Annotated in this window: 13 protein-coding genes; 4 read left to right on the top strand and 9 right to left on the bottom strand. The window is 49.7% G+C overall.

Going from position 1 to position 18,330, the window contains the following annotated elements; translation table 11 throughout:
• Window positions 1-3 precede the first annotated feature (3 nt).
• The 5 genes from Abor_RS01610 to Abor_RS01590 all read right to left on the bottom strand — a co-directional run bounded on the left by Abor_RS01610 (window position 4) and on the right by Abor_RS01590 (window position 3,173).
• Window positions 4-333 (bottom strand): SLC13 family permease, encoded by a 330-nt coding sequence (locus tag Abor_RS01610; RefSeq protein WP_048840080.1) that lies wholly within the window; start codon window positions 331-333, stop codon window positions 4-6.
• Window positions 330-1,616, bottom strand: coding sequence for an MFS transporter (locus tag Abor_RS01605; protein ID WP_048840079.1), 1,287 nt, complete (start codon window positions 1,614-1,616; stop codon window positions 330-332). Before Abor_RS01605 ends, Abor_RS01610 begins: the two co-directional genes overlap by 4 nt.
• Before the next feature lie 191 nt (window positions 1,617-1,807).
• Window positions 1,808-2,191, bottom strand: coding sequence for a type II toxin-antitoxin system VapC family toxin (locus tag Abor_RS01600; protein ID WP_006560236.1), 384 nt, complete (start codon window positions 2,189-2,191; stop codon window positions 1,808-1,810).
• The gene (locus Abor_RS01595) at window positions 2,188-2,526 is read right to left on the bottom strand and encodes a type II toxin-antitoxin system Phd/YefM family antitoxin (protein WP_181014192.1); all 339 of its coding nucleotides are present in this window, start codon (window positions 2,524-2,526) and stop codon (window positions 2,188-2,190) included. Before Abor_RS01595 ends, Abor_RS01600 begins: the two co-directional genes overlap by 4 nt.
• Before the next feature lie 8 nt (window positions 2,527-2,534).
• Entirely contained in the window at window positions 2,535-3,173 is a 639-nt protein-coding gene (locus Abor_RS01590) for a tyrosine-type recombinase/integrase (protein ID WP_048840077.1), read from the bottom strand.
• Window positions 3,174-4,039: 866 nt separating this feature from the next.
• Between Abor_RS01590 and Abor_RS01585 the strand changes: the two genes are divergently transcribed.
• The 3 genes from Abor_RS01585 to Abor_RS01575 all read left to right on the top strand — a co-directional run bounded on the left by Abor_RS01585 (window position 4,040) and on the right by Abor_RS01575 (window position 10,341).
• Entirely contained in the window at window positions 4,040-6,070 is a 2,031-nt protein-coding gene (locus Abor_RS01585; RefSeq protein WP_186806682.1) for an SIR2 family NAD-dependent protein deacylase, read from the top strand.
• A 5-nt stretch (window positions 6,071-6,075) separates the two neighbouring features.
• A complete protein-coding gene (locus Abor_RS01580) occupies window positions 6,076-6,936 on the top strand; it encodes a hypothetical protein (RefSeq protein WP_048840075.1) in 861 nt (286 codons plus the stop codon).
• 1,005 nt (window positions 6,937-7,941) lie between these two features.
• Window positions 7,942-10,341 (top strand): DUF927 domain-containing protein, encoded by a 2,400-nt coding sequence (locus tag Abor_RS01575; RefSeq protein ID WP_158319710.1) that lies wholly within the window; start codon window positions 7,942-7,944, stop codon window positions 10,339-10,341.
• Between the two features lie 1,221 nt (window positions 10,342-11,562).
• On the opposite strand, the gene Abor_RS01570 is transcribed toward Abor_RS01575, so the two are convergent.
• From Abor_RS01570 to Abor_RS01560, 3 genes are all read right to left on the bottom strand, one after another.
• A complete protein-coding gene (locus Abor_RS01570) occupies window positions 11,563-13,191 on the bottom strand; it encodes a DUF6538 domain-containing protein (RefSeq protein WP_048840073.1) in 1,629 nt (542 codons plus the stop codon).
• A gap of 545 nt (window positions 13,192-13,736) precedes the next feature.
• Window positions 13,737-14,426, bottom strand: coding sequence for a TVP38/TMEM64 family protein (locus Abor_RS01565; RefSeq protein ID WP_048840072.1), 690 nt, complete (start codon window positions 14,424-14,426; stop codon window positions 13,737-13,739).
• On the bottom strand, window positions 14,423-15,163 hold the full coding sequence (locus tag Abor_RS01560) for a glycosyltransferase family 2 protein (RefSeq protein WP_048840071.1): 741 nt from the start codon (window positions 15,161-15,163) through the stop codon (window positions 14,423-14,425). Before Abor_RS01560 ends, Abor_RS01565 begins: the two co-directional genes overlap by 4 nt.
• Before the next feature lie 151 nt (window positions 15,164-15,314).
• Here Abor_RS01560 and Abor_RS01555 point away from each other — a divergent pair, with 151 nt between their 5' ends.
• Window positions 15,315-16,697 carry a hypothetical protein gene (locus Abor_RS01555; RefSeq protein WP_048840070.1) on the top strand — a complete coding sequence of 461 codons (1,383 nt, stop codon included), beginning with the start codon at window positions 15,315-15,317 and terminating at the stop codon, window positions 16,695-16,697.
• A gap of 236 nt (window positions 16,698-16,933) precedes the next feature.
• Here Abor_RS01555 and Abor_RS01550 read toward each other — a convergent pair whose 3' ends face one another.
• Entirely contained in the window at window positions 16,934-18,307 is a 1,374-nt protein-coding gene (locus Abor_RS01550; RefSeq protein ID WP_048840069.1) for a site-specific integrase, read from the bottom strand.
• Between the last annotated feature and the right edge of the window lie 23 nt (window positions 18,308-18,330).

Raw genomic sequence — 18,330 nt, 5'->3', positions numbered from 1 at the left:
TGATTACTGAACAAATCTCTCTCCGGTAAACCCGGGGCAGTTCACTGCCGTTGAACCTGCGGCATGATTGACCGCCCAGGTCGCGATCCAGTCGAACAGCCCGTTTGCACGCGCCGTTTCACTGAGCAGCATCATGCCGATCAGAAACAGATAGACGTCGCCGCCCTTCAGGAGGCCGGTCTCCGCCATGGTCAGGGGGATCAGCCCCGTAAGCACGAGGGCTGCCGCCCCTATGACGGCCCATACCCACTCCGGGACCCGGAACGGTTGGATTATGACACCGGCCGTCGCCAGAGCCGCGATTGCCCAGATCGCCTCTTGGTGAAAGGTCATGCCGACACCTGATCGGCAGAGCGTAGGATCGATGCCGAGCCTATCCAGAGCCCCAGTGATAAGATTGCAAAACAGCCCAGACAATAAAACGCCACCGGATATCCGAGATCTTCGGCAAGCCATCCTCCCAGAGCCGGAGAAAGGCTTGCTCCAATGCCCTGCGCCGTCATGACCACACCCTGTCCGATATTGATGCGTCCGGTTCCGTTCAGCAGTCTGGCCACCAGACCCGGCACGGCGACACTCTGAAGCCCCGCACCGATCCCATCGAGGATCTGCACCGGCCACACCCCCCAATGCTGGATGAAGCTTCCCGCGATCAAACCACGCAGCGGTAGGGCGGCAAACGATATCAGCAGGACGATCCAGTACCCACGGTTCCTGACGACACGTATGGCCAGCAGGCTCACGACGATCATCACAGCCTGTGCGACCATCACAGTCATCGCCGTGAACATGGCGGGATTACCTTTGCCTGCACTGACGACCGCCATGCCGTAGAGCGGGAGCATCGCGGCATTTCCGAGATGGAAGAAACACAAACAACTCGCCAGAATGAGAAGAGGCTTGTGTCGCAGAAAGGATCGTAACCCCTCGGTCGTCCCCTCATCGTGAGCGGGTTCATCGTCCAGTCCGCGTGCAGCTTTATGATCTATGGATTTTTCCGGGATCAGGAGCACCGCAGAAATGGCGAACAGACCGAAGGCGACTTCAAGAAAGAAAATCGCTGAGAGGCCAAACTGCCATCCCAGCCAGCCGGACAGTCCGGCCCCGGCCATATTGCCGGCGTGGTTCCAGGCCTGGTTACGGCCAATTTGTGTGTTGAAGCCTTTCTGGCGCACGATCCCGAGCGTTATGGCCGCCATCAGAGGGCCAATCCCAGCTCCGGCCAAAGCAGTTGCAAGTTGACTGACCGTCACAACGAACGTTGCTTGCGAGCTTAGCAGAAGCAGTGAAGCAGAAATCGTGCAGAGCGCTGCCACAATGACGAGCAACCGCTTTTTCGTCGTGTGATCAATCAGCGCGCCCGCGGGAATGGTGGCGAGCATTCCGGCAACGCCACCCACGGTCATGACGGTTCCGATCGGTCCCGTCTGCCAGCCGTGACGCTGAAGAAAAACGCCCAGAAAGGGCCCTATCCCCGCCTGGACGTCCGCCATGAAGAAATTGAGAGCGCATAAGGCAAACAAGGCCCGATTGAGCCTCGGAATAGCAGGAGTTTCGTCAGTAATGCCTGTAGTGGTGCGGGGCGGGGTCATCACGTTCTCTTCGTTCAGCAGCAAACTTTAACTGCGTTCGAAAGAATAAGTTACAAAACTATTTTTCCCATGCTTTTTGTTGAATTTATTGACGTGATTATCGATGTTCACTCTTCGGATAAAGTCGTTCAATCAGGAAAATGTCCGCTCTCGGAAAATGCTTTTCTACGCTTTTACGTCTTGAGTGAGGGCGTGTTCTGACGGCAGTTTCTGCTTCACGAACAGCGTATTCTCTTGATGGGGTAATGATCCATTTGTCCGTCTTCCGAAAGAAATGTGGCGTGTTCAGCTTGCGCCTGCGCCATAAGGAGATGGTCAAACGGATCACGATGATGCAGAGGCAAAGACATCAGGATCTGCAGGTGTTCGGGCTGTATTTGTAATAGAGAGAAACCTTCTTCAGGAATGGCTGCCAGAATATCGTTCATATCCGCATCCAGCTTTCCGATACGGATTTTGATCGCAATTTCCCAGAGTGACACGATACTCACCAGAATATCGTGAACCGGGTCTGCGATGATTTCCCGTGCAGTCTCACCCAGCCGGTCGGAGTCCGAAAGCCACCACAGCAACGCATGCGTATCAAGCAGAACCTTCACAGGTCGCGTTCCATGCTTTCAAGAAGGTCCGTCGGTGTCTCATCAAAATCTTCGCTTATTCTGATCCGTCCGCGCAATGCGCCAGGTTGACGACGGGGGCGATAGGAAGAGGCTGGCGGCCGCAGTTCGGCTACGACCTGGTCATGAGACGTCACCAAGATCGTACTGCCCTGCCTGACCTGACGCAGATACGCTGTCAGGTTTCCCCGGAACTCCCGAACACCGATTTTCTGTGGTAATGGTGCGTTGTCTGAAAGATGCTGGCTCATGGCCTCCTCCCCATGTGTCATCATAACATGTACACATAGGGAGGAGGTAGAGAATTCCTGAGGCATATTCGATTTCAGAGATCAGTGGCTTCCGACAGTGCCAGAGCGTCCTCGACATCCACCCCAAGGTATCGAACCGTACTATCCAGTTTTGAATGACCCAGCAGGATCTGCACGGCCCGGATATTACCGGTTCGTTTGTAAATCATGGCAACCTTAGTCCGGCGGAGCGAATGAGTTCCATATTCCCCGGCGATCAATCCCACCGCCTGAACCCATTGATCCAGAAGCCGGGCGTATTGCCTTGTGCTCAGGTGAGCTTTGGCGCTGAGGCGACTTGGAAAAACATACTCATTCAAGCCACCACCTCGATGTTCCAGCCACGCCCGCACGCTTTCCCGCGTTGTTTCTGTAATTTCGAATTGCACAGGTCGCCGGGTTTTCTGCTGGACGACCATGGCTCGGTGGCGCACCTGACCACTGGTAACGATGTCGCCGATACGAAGGCTGACAAGATCGCAGACTCTGAGTTTGCTATCGAGAGCAAGATCAAACAAAGCTCTGTCTCTGACACGCTGTTCGCTCCCCAGCCAGAACCGAATAGCCCAGACGTGCTTTTCTTTGAGCGCCCGCTTGGCGCCAACCATTTTTCCTGCATTCCAAGGCACGGACGCCTTCAGCGTAGGCGATGGAAAACGCGTTTTCTTTTCCATGATACTTTCTCCTGATCAGCTGCACATGCAGCAATCAGAAGTCTGGAGGAGGACATCGGCGGATAACGAGAATTATTGCCGACCGTCCGCTTTTCGGAAACTGGAACGGCTCTTCTTTTGACCGAGATGAGGCGACTGCTGCCTGTCTGCTCCTGTATCATTGAGCAGACAGGCCGATCAGGGGGGGGTAAACGGAAGGTCGGCTTTGTGTCGGGTGATCGGTAAAACCGGACATTTACATGGACGACACTCGCGAACGCTTCACCCCATTTCAGGCGTTCAAATAGCCCATGAGACTTTCTGGAAGCCGACATTTTGCTCATAAAACTGCCAAGTACCAGCCAATTGATTCAGTGTAAGTGTTCGAGTCCTACCTGGTCCGCCGATTGCCCTCCATAGCCCGATATTGCCGCCGATCACCGTACACCACCGTTTCCGAGCTATTTTCCGATACTTGTGTGCCCAGGCCGACAGTGCAGCAGCTTTCGAGCAGAGCTGGTCGTTCATCGGCCTCGCCCGGCACGGTAGCTTCCGCCGGAACCTGCCACTCGTGCAGTACGGGGGTCGTCCGTAGAACCTTGTTCTGGGCAAACACCGGGGGCTGATTAAAGATAGGTGCGGGGCATGCCACGGAACTCACTTGCGGGTTGCAGCCCTAGCGTGGCATCCTCCAGTCGATGCCCAAAATTACAATCCCACCTGCACTCATCGACGCCGTAAAGGGAACTCGAGTTATCCCTTTTTTAGGAGCGGGAGCGTCAAAAGAGGCGGTTGACCTGCGCGGTAACCGCCCACCTGATGCCGACCAGCTCCGAGATGCGTTGGCGCAACATTTCTTCGGGAAGCCAATACCCAATAGAGATTTGATGACTGTTGCGGAGATGGCAATCCGCAACAGTGCTGGCCAATCGCTCGTGTTCGAGGAGGTGCGGAAGATCTTGGCGCCTTTTGAGCCGAGCGACGCGCATCGCGCTCTCGCCGACTTCAACTGGCGGATGATCGCGACGACTAATTATGACCTCTTGATCGAGCACGCGTACGCTGATGTGAAGGCGCGTCGGCAAAATCTCGTGAGATTTGTCAAAGACGATGAACCGGTGGAGGCCCGGCTCCAAGAGGCTGAGCGGCCTTTGGCGTACTTAAAACTGCATGGATGCCTCGATCATATCCATGACCGCGACATCCCCCCGATCCTGACGAAAGAAAGCTATTCCAGATACAAGGCAAATCGCACGCGGCTGTTTGGTAGGGTGGTGGACTACGCCCACGAGTCCACATTGCTGTTCATCGGGTATCGCCTCGACGATCCACATATCAGGAACCTAATTTACGACATCGGTGTAGAGAAACGGCCCCGTTGGTTTATGGTAACACCGGATGCCGAAGACTATGATGTAGATTATTGGGCCACGCAGAATGTTGGCATCATAAAGTGCCGCTTTGGCGAGTTCATGCACGCCCTCTCGGATGAGATACCGCCGCTTTTCAGGCAACTAGCCTCATCGACACAGACGGTCGACTTCCCGATCCGTAAACATTTTCAGAGTAACGAGCCGGAAAGTGAGAAGTTAAGGCAGGCCTTCGTCAAAGACCTCACTTATATCCACGCAAACATGGCGATTGAGGAGCAATCCCCCGAGCAGTTCTATCAGGGCTACGACACCGGCTGGGGTGGAATCGTGAACCGTCTCGATGTCCGACGTAAAGTCGAGGATGACCTCTTGTTCAAGACGCTTCTTGAAAACGAGAATCCTGCAGGGCCGAGTTTTATCATGCTCCGTGGTGCTGCTGGCGCAGGTAAGACGATCGCGTTAAAAAGGACAGCGTTTGAGGCTGCAACCGCGTCGGGCGCACTCGCCGTGTGGCTCGAGGAAGGCGGCGCGCTGCACTTCGACGTTATCGCGGAAATATACGATCTGAGCCGTCAGCCCATTTACCTGTTCATCGACCAAATCGGCTTCCGCGTGCATCAGGTCCTCTCCTTCCTCAGAAGCGCATGCGTGCGTTCGTTGCCGGTAATCGTGATCGGTGCCGAGCGTGATGCGGATTGGAACAGCTACTGTGGGGCGCTGGACATGGAGTTCCCCCCTGAATTTCTGAGGGTCAGTAATTTGTCCATGTCGGAGGTTGAGGGCTTGCTCGACCTGCTAGCTCGGCATGCCTGCCTAGGACTGCTTGGGAGGCTTTCGCGCGATGATCAAATCAGGGCCTTTATGGACAAAAATAGGGCGGATAGGCAGTTGCTCGTCGCCCTTCACGAGCTAACTCTGGGGAAACCTTTCGAGAAGATCATCCTTGAAGAGCACCAAAGGATCTTTCCGGAGCAGGCGCAGCAGCTATATCTAGACATCGCTACCATGCACCAGTTCTCGGTTAACGTCCGCGCTGGAATCATTTCTCGCATTTCAGGAGTTGCGTTCGAGGACTTCCAGGCTCAGTTTCTTGAGCCATTGCGGGGCATCGTTCGAGTGGAGAAGGATCCCTACTCGGGAGATCTTTGCTACAAGACGCGCCATTCGCGCGTGGCTGCGATCGTCTTCAAGGAGACCTGCCTGGATGACCAAAGCAAGGCGATGCAGTTGAAGCGCATCGTCGAAGGCCTTGATGTTGGGTATTCCGTCGACAAACGAGCGCTTGAGGAGATCTGTCGAGGTCGATCTCTCGCCGATGCCTTCGCATCTATCGACCAAGCTAGACAAGTCTATGAAGCGGCGATAACAGCCGCACCCAAGCAGGCATTCTTGTATCAGCAATGGGCGTTGCTGGAAGCGCATCATCGAGAAGGTTCTCTGACGGATGCCGACCGGCTCGCTGGCGAGGCGCATGATCTCGAGCCCCGCAACAAAACGATTATCCATACTCAAGCAGAGATCGATCGGAAGCGCGCGAGCGACTGAACGAAATGCCGGCGAATGACCGGTTTGCAGTGTCAAGTCGACTCAAGCTACTCGTTGACGAGGTCGTCGACTTGGCGAACAAGGCGGATGCCACCGGAAGCCCGCATGATGCGGTCGCTTATGCGGAGAAGGTTAAGGCCACGGAAGGTGCGATCCTGCGCGCTCAGCAGAACTTCCCTGATGACGCTGATATTGACCAGGTGGAGGCTCGCTTCCGTCAAGAGGTAGATGAAGAGGACAAGGCGTTGCGCGCGCTTGAACAGGCTTTGGCGGCTGGCGCCCGAGGCTCAAGCACGGCGATCAAAGTGGCGCGGTTGTATGATGCTCGAGGCCGATCTTTGGAGGCGTTTAAGACTCTTCAAGCGGCTTTGGGTCGGAACCCAGACGATAGGCCAACGCACCATGCTATGGCGATGCACCTCATGAACGGCGAAGCACCAGACTTGACGCAGGTCGAAGACCACCTCGGACGAAGCTTCTCCAGAGGAGATCGAAATTATGAAAGTAGATTCGATCTTGCTCAACTTCTATTTCTTAGCGGTAAGATTGAGGCCTGCGAGAATTTATTCTCCGAGATTGAGCAGGGTGCTCCGGATGATTTCCGCCGAGGGACTTCGCGAACCGATAATGTGTTTACCAAAAGACTGAACCGTCATTCTGGAAGAATTACTTCGCTTAGGCCAGGATATGCCTTTCTGCGGAGCTCCGCATACCCGAGCGACTTACTCGCGCATCGATCAATGTCAGACGCGGATGTGTTCGATGAGTTGATGATTGGCGACGAGGTAAATTTCAAAATCCGCTTCAATCGACAAGGTCCGACCGCGGTCGATATGCAAATGGGTCGAGTTGCGGTTCGAGCGTAACTAGCGGAGCCTTAGCTTTTCGCTAGATTCCAGTAATGCACACAACTCGGTGGCAGCCATAAGCAATCTTTGAACAAAGTCCCGCCTGACTGCTTCCAGCGCGACCCGTCCGCCGAGATTCGAACCTCGACAGGGTAGAATGTGTGCACAAGTCCGCTATCCGTCTTTCCGCGAGAACATCGGATGATTCATGTCAGCTTTCGGTAAACCCTCCCAACCGCCTAGATGACCGGCATGAGGCGAAAGCAGAGCTGTAGGATTAGGGAGAAGAGGGCGCACAGTTAGTTAGCGTCACTTTACTCTTATCTGTGCAGGTTGCCTTCGCGGCTTGGTCGTTAATGTAAACGTCACTCAGTTGATGGGCACATGACCCGACGACAGCCTTAAAGCACATTGATTACATAACGGTTAGTTTTTGCGTTCTGTAGAGTCTCAGGTGGGCAGCTGAGTTCACCGTGAGCAAAGCAACTTTTTTGCAGGCTTTACAAAAATAAATTTCAGCACTTTGGGAGTCCACGTGTTTAGGGGCTATGTAGGCCTCATTTTCAGTATTGGCAGGTAGTTGGGAAGACTGTTTTCGAGCAGATATTTTCACAATTGGAAAATATTTTCCTTGTAAAATCTATTTCGTTTTTCATAAGCAATTTGAACATGGTGAGAGCACTCTCATGAGGAGAAAGCTCACAAGACGCTCTGGAGGCAACATGATCTATGTGGTTTCTGACTTCGTAAGACGTCCCAGAATACGACTGTTCTAAAAACTCATTATTCTGGAAAGAAGAGTAATGGGGCAGAGCAAGATTTTGGAATGGAATAGCTTCAAGGTGCAAACTTCAAGCTATTCTCAATCAGCGATCTAAAAACTGAGCGAGAGCGTGATTATTCCAAAATCTTGAAGTGATCAAGACCTTATATTTTGGAAAACCGATGACACAACATTCAAAAAAGAGGCGCAGAACGCACTCTCCCGTCAATCTTGAGAGGGAGGAAGAGGGGACGCACCGCTTGACGCGCACTCATACAGTGGTCTCAATCACTGGTAAAACATACACACTGAAAGCAACAGACGAACAACCTGCTGGTTGTAGCGGTGAGCAGTATCTTTATCGTAACAACGCGAGCCGTTTGCTGGCGTTTGTGTCTGTGTTGCCTGATGGTCGGAAAGAGACGCGCTACCACTGCGAGTGCAGTGATGGCGACGCTGTCAGCACAGGCTGGTATCGGCAGGAAGAGATACTCCCTCGGCCACCTCGGTTCCTTTACGGTCTGGACAAACTTGCTGCGTCTCAAGACAAGCCTGTTGTTCTGGTAGACAATGAAGGGCTTGTTGAGAGAGCGCAGGCGCTGTTCTCAGAGGCCGTCATTGTCAGCTTGATGTCTGGTGCAGGCCGCGTGAATATTGAGCCGTTGGAGGGCCGGGAGGTGTATCTCCTTGGTCACGACATTGATGAGGCAGGCAGGGCGTTAACAGGCTCCTGTGCAAGCTTAAAAGTGCTGAACTGCTTTCTTGAAAATCTCAGTAACAGCAATAGTAGCAGAGTGTGGGGCATGTTGCAGGAAACTGCTCAGGACTACGTTGACCCCGGCGCTACAGTGTTCAAACGCGGCTATGAGATGCGCCCTGATGGTTTGTATTATGCAAGGCGTAACGAAGAAGGTGAAATCATTTCGGAAACAGAGACGCCGATCGCTTCACCTTTTAAAATTCTGTCGAACATCGAGTTCGAAGAATCTGGACGCACTGTTTATTACAAGCGTATAAGATTTTTAAACATGCTTTCTGGAAAACATGATTATAAAAACTATTCTTTTCCACTCAGGGAGAAAGCTACAGAAATTGTGAAAGAGCTTGCAGAGCAGGGGATGTTGATTGACTCTGAGCATGAGAAAAAGTTTGAGTCCTTCATGTCAACGGTTCAAGCCGGTGGTGAAAATGCTATCGGCTTTAAGAAAGCAGGCTGGCGTGAAGCCTCAGGTCACACTGTTTTCTTGCTGCCGAACGGCGAAGTAGTCGGCAGTGCAACGGGTCGGCGCGAGTATGTGCCCGTGCTTGATATGACTTGTTCTGACCGTTTTAAACAGCGCGGCACACTGGAAGAATGGCGGGAGCATGTTGCTAAAAAAGCTGTCGGCAATAAACGTTTGATACTCGCTTTGTGTGCAGCTTTTGCTTCACCCCTGATTAAATTCCGTGAAAGCTTCAAGAACCTAGGCGGATTTCATTTTGTCGGCCCGTCTTCAATCGGTAAGTCGACGCTGTTAACTGCTGCGGCAAGTGTATGGGGGCCGGGACGGGGTGGCACGGACGGACAAGTGCGGTCTTGGAAGTCAACAGGCAACGCTTTTGAGAATACGGCAGAAGCAAGCTCTGACACGTTTTTAGCCCTTGATGAGTTGGGGCAAGCACCGGCTCGGACAATAGGCGAAACGGTTTACGCCCTCGCTAACGGTGTTGGTAAAGAGCGTATGTATTCTGATACAAAGAGTAGAAAAGTAAAAGAATGGCACTTAATGTTTGTGTCATCTGGCGAGCTTACGCTTGAGGATATGCTGGAAAAGGCAGGACATAAAATCAAGGGTGGTCAAGAACTGAGGTTCACAAATATCGTTGCGGATGCTGGCGCTGGCTTTGGTGTGTTCGAGAAGCTGAATGGCGCTTTAAGCAGCAAGGACTTTGCTGAACAGATGAATGCAAATGCCGCTAAGTATTATGGCACGGCTGCACGGTGTTTTCTGAAAAGACTGGCTGCTGATGTTGACTCAGGTCGGATAGAAGAACTCATTGAAAGGCACGAAAGAGAGAGCGAGTCATTTTTGGCGCTGACAGCAGATCAGATCAAGATTGGTCAGCTTGCGCGGATTAAAAACAAGTTCATGCTTGCTGCAATCGCAGGCGAGTTAGCTTTTGAGTATGGCATACTCAGTCAGGATATTGGCTTTTACAAAAACGACTGTCTGCTGGCTTGCAGGGAATTGATGTTTGAATGGATAGAGAAGAATAACGTCACTTCAACATCTGAAGAGCGGCAAGCGCTTGACGCTATTTCTAACTATTTGCTGGCGAACGGATCACAGTTTCAAGACATCAAGGGGCCGGACGGTGATGAAGATAATCCGAGAATCATACGGGACTTGAACGGTTATTGCGAAGATACAGCGACATGTCGTCAATATCACATCTTCACTGATGTTTTTAAGAAGAAGATATGCGCTGCGAATTCTATCAATGTTGACTATGCGTTGAAAATGCTGGCTGACAAAGGTTTGCTTATAACAAGCAGTGATGGCGATAATGTTAAACGATTCACGAATAGGATTTCTGCGAAAAACGAATACTTTGAAAGCAAAAGAATGAGAGTTTACACGATCACAGACAAAATTTGCGATCCTGACTGCTTCGGGTAAAGGTTGGTAGACAAAAGGGGACTTCGGCTCCCTTTTTTGCGTCTGGTAGGGTGGGGTAGGCCAAGCCAAGCCAAGCTGTTAACAGGTGTGGTGTTTTGGCTAAAATGGTCGTTTTTTACGGTTCTTTCTCAATTTATCATTACGATAGCAAATCACTGGCCCACTCAAAGGCTTGCTGGCCCACAGGTTTTTTGGGTGTGGCCCAGATTTTTTGATTAAAAAATGGTGGTTTTCTGCGGTTTTTTTGACCTCTGGCCCAGATGGCCCACTTGGCCCACAGAAAAACAATAGGTTTAAAGAGATAGTGTAAAAAGAAGACATTTGGTGTCTCTTTAGGACATTGAATGTCCCTTTATGACAAGAGGGTAATAAGGTGACATGAATGTCCTTTTTTGCGGGAAAAGTCGCGCGAATTCTTAACCCCCTGTTTTTTCGTGGGCCATCTGGGCCAAGTGGGCCAGTGATGCGGTTTCGTAACGATTTTTATGGCGGGATTGAACCGGGGGAAATAGGGGAAAATGGCGGATTTCTGAGGTTATTTATCTATTTTACTTGAGAAAAATAATAAGAATAAGGTCTGAAAACTATGGCCCAGAGCGGTTAATTGCTGGCCCACAAGGGGTAAAAACTGGCCCACTCGGGGTGCGGATTGGCCCACTTGTGGGATTTTTTTTGGTTGTGGGGCCAGATTTTGGTCTCAGATGTGCCTTGCGGCGCAGGTGTTTCGCAAAGAGCGAAGGGGTGGCAGGCTCGCTCCGCATCGCTTTTTTGTGTTGTTAACAGGTTATTGGGTCGTTAACTGGCTGTTGAGTTGGGTTAAAGCGAGGCGGAGCGAGCCTGCCAGTCACTGCTTGCAGAGACTGCTGCGCCGCACGGCGTCTCTCGGTATCCTCGCCGTGTGGCGCTCTCCGGTATCCCCCACCGCAGGTGGCTTACCGGCTTCCTGTGTGGTTACTGGATTGGATACTATGGATAAGACCGGTCAAAAATGGCGGTTTCCGGGGGCGCACGCTTACTGTCGTTTATCTGGATCGAATTGGTTGTGCCTTGCTTACAGCCCTGCCGGTATCCAGTGCTCATCCTTACCTATTCCCCCGCCACAAGGCGTTCCCCGGCATTCCCCGCCGCAAGTGGCCGGTTGTATCCCGCTTACATAATGATACTACGACACATAACGCACACGCACGATAACAAACGCGACTAACACAGCGATAACCAAACTCACCACCGCAAATCCCCCAAGCCCTCATCGTAGCTCAGAGCATCAGCGACCCGTTTCAGATTCTTCACTTCAATGCCTGACATATAGCTGGTCGTACCCTGTGAGCGATGTGTTGCCTCATGACCAAGGAACGCATCTATCCAGAGTTCTCGTATGCCCGCTTCCTGATTACGCAGCTTGGTGGATACCGTGTGTCTGAAGGAGTGGAAGGACACTTCTTCTGGCATACCGAGACGGCGCTTATGCTTAGAAAAAGCCTGTGCGAAGTCGTTCCCGCGCACACCATGAGGCGCAATCGCCAGTTCATCAAAGAAGTAGAGTCCGCTGTTCTTGAAACTCAGGATTCCGGCCTCAAGCAGCTTGCTATGGATTGGCACAATGCGCTCACCGGCTTGCGTTTTTGGCGACCAGTCCCGTTTTGCTCCATCGACCGTTTCCGTGTAAGATTGGATATGGAAGCAGGGAACACCGTCGATTATCTCTATGTCCTTATTCCGCAGGTTACACAGTTCCCCAAGGCGCATACCTGTATAAAGGGCTGTAGCGACAATCCCGGCATAGGTTCGTTCTGACGTGGCTCTGCCTGTCCACCGGCTTGTCAGAAGGGTGTGAAGCTCAGCGCCAGAGAAGGCCCGTCTTTCGACCTTTTTGGAGGTGTCGAACTTCCATTTCTCAAAAGGATTCCGTGTGGCATAGTCGCGCTGAACAAGGTGTCGCCAGAGGGCAGACATGCGGGAGAAATGGTTCTTTACGGTCTTGCCGGATACGGTATCGAGCTCTAGTTCTGCCGCTTGCTCCACGGCTTCGCGCAAAGGCGGACTGACCTTTCCTTTGCCATGATTAGAAGGGAGTCCAAGCAATAGGTCGCGGAATTCGCCTGCAATCTGTCCTGTTACATCGGCAACTGGCATGTCACCGAAGGCTTCCACGAATAGGCTCACTGTGTTGCCTGTGTCTTTAATGACGCCCGCACTTTTGCTCTCGTCCTGATAGACGAACCGCTCAGTCATTTCGGTAAGCGTTGGGCTATGCCTCTTGGTAGGTTTCTTGGCCTTTGTGACCTCTTTAACAGTGGGTGTCCCTGCCTCTATGGCAGTCTCTGGCTCTTCAATATGGCTGACGCTTTTGATGATGCTGCTCAGGGTTTCGATCTGGTTCTGTAAGCCTTGCTTTTCGGCCTCGCTAACCTTGCTCTCTACCAGCAGGTTCACTCTAAGGCGCTCTAGGTTCTCAACAAGCCCTCGCATGGCGGGATTCATGCGCTGGAAGAACTCTTCCATCTGCTTTGCCATAGCCAGCTTCTCGTAGAGATGTTGAGCCTCACTGGCTTTACGCTTTGCTTCGGCGGCGGCGCGCTCAACATCACGCACGTTCTCGTGGTCTTGGATGATTTGCTCTTGTAAGGCGATCAGCGCCTCAAGTTCGGCTTTGGTCGGTTTCCCGTCTATATCCTTGGCCTTATCGAACAACTCGCCAATCCTTCCATAGAGTAACCCTGCGCGTTCGCGTGCGATCACTCTATTGCTGGTTTTTAGGGCTAAAGAAAACTCTTTTCGGCCCAAGATGGCTTGGATGTCGCGTGGCACTGCACGCCTGAAATAATACCTTGTTCCTACCGTTCTAATCATCCCGCACTCTCATCCCGCACGCTCATACCGCTGGCAAGACTGATGGTAAAAAACCATCATCACAGTGTCGAAACGAATAAATCCTTATAAATCAAGGACTTATGGTGCGAACTGCGGGACTCGAACCCGCTCGCTTTGGTCGCAACCAATCAGATAAGCCATTGAAAAAGAACGATAATTTCAGAAGAAATCATCCTTCAGATGGTGACTGCGGGTTCATTGTGCGTGCAAACCCGTGGGGCAGTCAAGGTTATTGGTGCTGGATACAGCAGGAGGTTTATATCGGTTGGTGCTTGTGGCAATTTGTATGAGGTAAGCGGCACCTTTGGTTGGGTGTATTGGTAAAGGAATAATATGACGCAATCGATAATGTCGTAATAATAACGAGGTATAAGTTATTTCAGTCAGAAGGGTGTGCGAACGTAGGGTTTTATCTCAATTTATGAAAGGTTATTGGAGGTGTTGAGGTTGTATTAGAGTGTTTTCTCTAGTCTACTGGATTGGAAAAATTTAAAGGTATTATAAATAAATATTGAATATTAGTTCTATATAGATTCAATGTATTTTTTAAATAACTGACTAATATTACGAATTAAAAAAAGCGTCCCTACGATTGCGACTAAAGATATAGCTATTTTTATATAAAATATACTTCCTGTGTCGGTTTGACTAAAACCGTTCTGCGTAAGGGTACCAATAAAGACATACCCTAAGAGCGCGGGCAATGACGCTAGTGTGCCTAAAATATAATCAGCGGTAGATAGTTCGGTAAAACCAAGCACATAGCTTGTGACAGCAAAAGGTAGAATGGGTGATATTCTTAAAAGGCAAACCATTTTCCAGCCTTGCTTCTCTGTCATTCGCTCTAACATTAAGAAAAATTTGTGCCTGTTAAGAAAAGATTGTATTGGACTCCGAAAGATAGATCGGCTTAGCCAGAATGCTATCAAAGCTCCGACGAGGGTTGTGGTCGAAGCGATTAAAAAGCCATTCTGTAATCCAAATATCATGCCTGATGTCACTGCACCTACAGAAGCAGGTAATACACCACACACAGCTATAAGTATTTGAAGAATACAAAACACAATCACTCCTAAGAATGGAGAAATTGTTTTTATGCGATGAAAATATTCGACAATATTTTGATTTGTATTCCCATTATTTAAGTAAAACAAAAACAAAACAGGCAACAAAAAGAGAATTATTGCTGTGGATATTATAATAATTTTTTTCATTTCTTAAATATAGGGAAGCTTAAAATTTTCCATTGATGTAGTCTGTATTGTGTAGATGTTTTAAGGCAACCTAAGCCATACACAATGCTACGTTGTAGGTTGATTGAAGATGCCTCAGGAAAATACCGTGTAGGGCAAGAAATTTCGCCTATACGAAAACCTGAATTGATAGTCATAGCCATCATTTGATTATCGAATACAAAATCGTTAGAGCAGGCGTCTAGCGGCAAGGCCTCCAAGACTTTTCGTGTCCAGCCACGGTAGCCAGTATGATATTCAGAAAGCTTGGCATTCAGAAGAATGTTTTGTGCTAACGTTAAACATCTGTTAGCAATATATTTATATAAAGGCATACCGCCAGCGAGAGCGCCTTTCCCGAGTATACGCGATGCAATAACAGCATCGTAGTGCCCAGAAGTCAACATGGTACACATTGCGTAAATAAGGCGCGGCGAATACTGGTAATCTGGATGCAGCATAATGACAATATCTGCCCCGCGGCTAAGCGCGGTTTTGTAACATGTTTTCTGATTGCCACCATAACCCTTGTTACGGTCGTGTTCTACAACATATAAACCGAGCGTCCTTGCTAACGTCGATGTATTATCCTGACTGCAATCGTCTGTTAAAATAATATCGTCAACGACATTACGAGGTATTTCCGAAACTGTTTTTTGGAGCGTTTTTTCGGCGTTATACGCAGGGAGAACAACTGCTATGCGTTTTCCATCAATCACGTTTGTAACCTTTGTGTAATCGTAAAAATTAAAATCTCATATATTTCTATTGCGTTCTTATAAGAAATTTGCTCGAATGTCTACTTAATATTTTTCTTCAAAATAAATAGGTAATTTTTATTTTAATATCGATTAAGTGGGATTTTTTTGAATGAAAAAATTTTCTATTATTGGAAGTAATAAAAAAAATATTGTAATTATTCTTCTATTCGCTCTTTTTGTTGTTTTTCGATTACCAAACGTTGTCCTTCAAGGGCGCTTTCTAGCAGAAGAAGGCGCTGTTTTTTTTGCATATGCATGGCATTTTCCTGCTTGGAAAGCTGTGTGGCGTCCATTTGCTGGCTACCTCAATTTAGGGGCCAATGCCTCTACTGCTTTGGATGCGAGCCTTGTGAAAGCCGGTTGGGTATCTTTAGAGAATGCGCCTTACGTAACAACAGGGATTGCATTTTTCTTTCAAATGCAGGCGGCTGTAATAATTTTATGGGGCAAAGCTGACTGGCTTTGTGGTAAATATATTAAGCCTGCCTTATTGTTTGTGATAGCCTTTTGCCCTTTTAGTGAGGAAGTTTGGTTGAATGTAATGCACATTCAATATCAGCTTATACTGTGCTGTGGTTTGATATTGGCGATCAATACCCCAAAAAATTTCTGGGTATGGTTTTATCAAGCTTTACTTCTTGTTCTTGCGCCACTTTGTGGTCCTGGGGCTATTGTATTGGGTCCTTTATTTTTGTTGCGTAGCATCATTGATAAATCGGTCAGCCGTATGTGTCAGACTATATTTTTGGGCTTGGGTAGCATAGTTCAGTTATTTTTGTTTTTTTCTCCAAGTGTTGTGCGTGGTCATTTCTTAAATCCCTTGACACTTTGTTCTATCCTGTTTGTAAGGACGGGAGTATATCCCATTTTAGGTTCGTCAATTTCTAGAAGAATAGGCCAGATTATTATACAATCTTACAATGAAAATGGATTGTTGTGGTATTCCTTTTCTTTGATTTCAGTGTGTTATTTTTTATTTTTATTGTATATATCTTGGCGGTATCGTAATATTTCTGCCGGTTGGCTTCTTGTTTCTGGGTTTTTGTTGGCTGTCGTTTCTTTCGGTGGAGGGATGATCTCCTCAGATGCAAATTCTTGGTTCGATGGTAAAGATGGGGAGCGTTACAATTTCATTCCGTTAGTTTTTTTTGAAATGGCACTGCTGATTATTACTAGCAATGTATCAAAAAATTATAGAACCATTTTGAAGGTTCTATGTGTTGTAATGCTATTGGTCTGTGTGAGCAGCTATATCAAACCAATTGGTATTGTGCGTTCTGGCCCTGATTGGAAACAGCAGGTTCAATTATGGCGTGGCGACCATATGCGTCCCTTAGAGATATGGGGGTGGCCTATATCTTGGGCTATGAATCTTTCAGATATTACTCTGAGCTGTCCTGCTGTGTCATTGAAAGCTGCATCGTATGAAGACCCCACTTATTGCGAAACAAATTGGATTGCACATGTTCTTGGATTGCCGCACAATAAATAACGTTAAAATATAGCCAGCCGTGCAAACCAGCGGACACGTTGTGTTCCGATGGTTTGCAAACTGGTCAGAGGGAGAGCAATGCTCTCCCCCGTGAACCCCCTCTTTTCCATATATGTACTGCCCTGCAAGGTGCAGGTTAAAAGGACAGGTTTCTGTGCTTTAGGGGGTCAACGGGGGAGGTATCTTCCCCTTGCCAGATGTCGAATGGGTAGCCATTCGACACTGCTGGCTCTCTTTTAAATCATCTGGTTTGCAAAGGCTGTTTCTGGGTAGCTTATGGCCTCTACGGTTTGTTGCAGATTGGTTGTTGAAATGCCTGTCAGATAGGTTGTGGTGCCCTGACTTTTATGGGTAGCTTCATGACCGAGTAAGCGGTCAATCCAGACCTCCCGGATATTGGCATCTGCGTTTCTGAGTTGGGTTGATACGGTGTGCCGGAATGAGTGGAATGTAATTTCAGCGGGCAGACCAATGCGGGTTTTGAGTAACGAGAAAGCCCGGCCCAGTGCTGCGCCCCTGATACCTTGCTTTGAAGTTTCCAAGCCGGGAATGAGGTGGGGGCCTTCCGTGGTCTCTGTCAGCATCAGCACACCGGCTTCAATGAGTTTTGAGTGGACAGGAACAATACGGTTGCCTGCTTCTGTTTTCGGTGCCCAGCCGGTTTCGGTATGGGGTCTGATAAGAAAACAGGGGATGCCGTCGACAGTCTGGATGTCTTCTTTCCGCAGGGTGCAGATTTCACCCAGTCGCATTCCGCTATAAGCTGCAATCAATGTAACCAGCCTGAATGTCTCTTCTGGCACCGACGTGCTGTGCCATGAGGCGGAGGCCAGCAAAGCGAGTTCCTTTGTCGTCCAGCTTCTGCGTATGGTCTTCTGTCCGTTCTCGAAATTCCAGCCCGTCCAAGGATTGCGTGTGACCAGTTCCCGCTGATGTAACTGGTTCCATAGGGCGGAGAGGCGCATCATATGGTTTTTAACGCTCTTGCCACTCAAAGTTGACAGACCTTCCTCTCTGGCCCGCTGAGCTTCTTCTTCAAGGGTAAGACTGCTTTTGCGTTTGCCAAGTGATGCTGGAAGGGAAAACAGCAGGTCACGGAAGGCTCCGGCCTTCTCACCACCAATAATGGACACGGGGGCATCTCCAAAGGCTTGCAGGAACAGGTCTACAGCCCGCTGGGTCGCCTTTTTCGTATCGGCGCTGGCGTGGGGATTATCCAGCACAAAGCGTTTCAGGGCACCAGAGAGCATCAAAGGTTGGGCTTTGGGTGCTTTGGCCGGTTTCTTTGCTGTTCGGGGTTTTGGCATCGGTGCTGACACCGGCACGGACCCCGTTTCCTGAGTAGATGAAGGCAGGTTCACGCTCTGCAAATCCCGCAGTGCAACCCGCAGTCCCTCAAGCCTGCTTAAAGCGTCTGGTTCAGAGAGGGCCAGATGGGCCTGAGAAAATAATTCTGTGGTTCTGGCGTGAAGCAGAGAAGCGCGTTTGCGGGCTTCATTCTGGTAGCCAGTTTTTAGGGAAACCCAGATTTCCCGCCGGTTTAAGGCTGCTCGCAGGGCAGGGGGAACGATACGGCGGAAGTGGTAAGTGGTGCCTCGGACACGGAGCATAAAATCTTCCCTCGGTGGGGAAG

The organism is Acetobacter orientalis, assembly GCF_000963965.1.
In the GTDB taxonomy this organism is placed as follows: domain Bacteria; phylum Pseudomonadota; class Alphaproteobacteria; order Acetobacterales; family Acetobacteraceae; genus Acetobacter; species Acetobacter orientalis.
The sequence above is the reverse complement of the archived record's forward strand: the minus strand, read 5'-3'. Positions and strand labels throughout refer to the sequence as shown.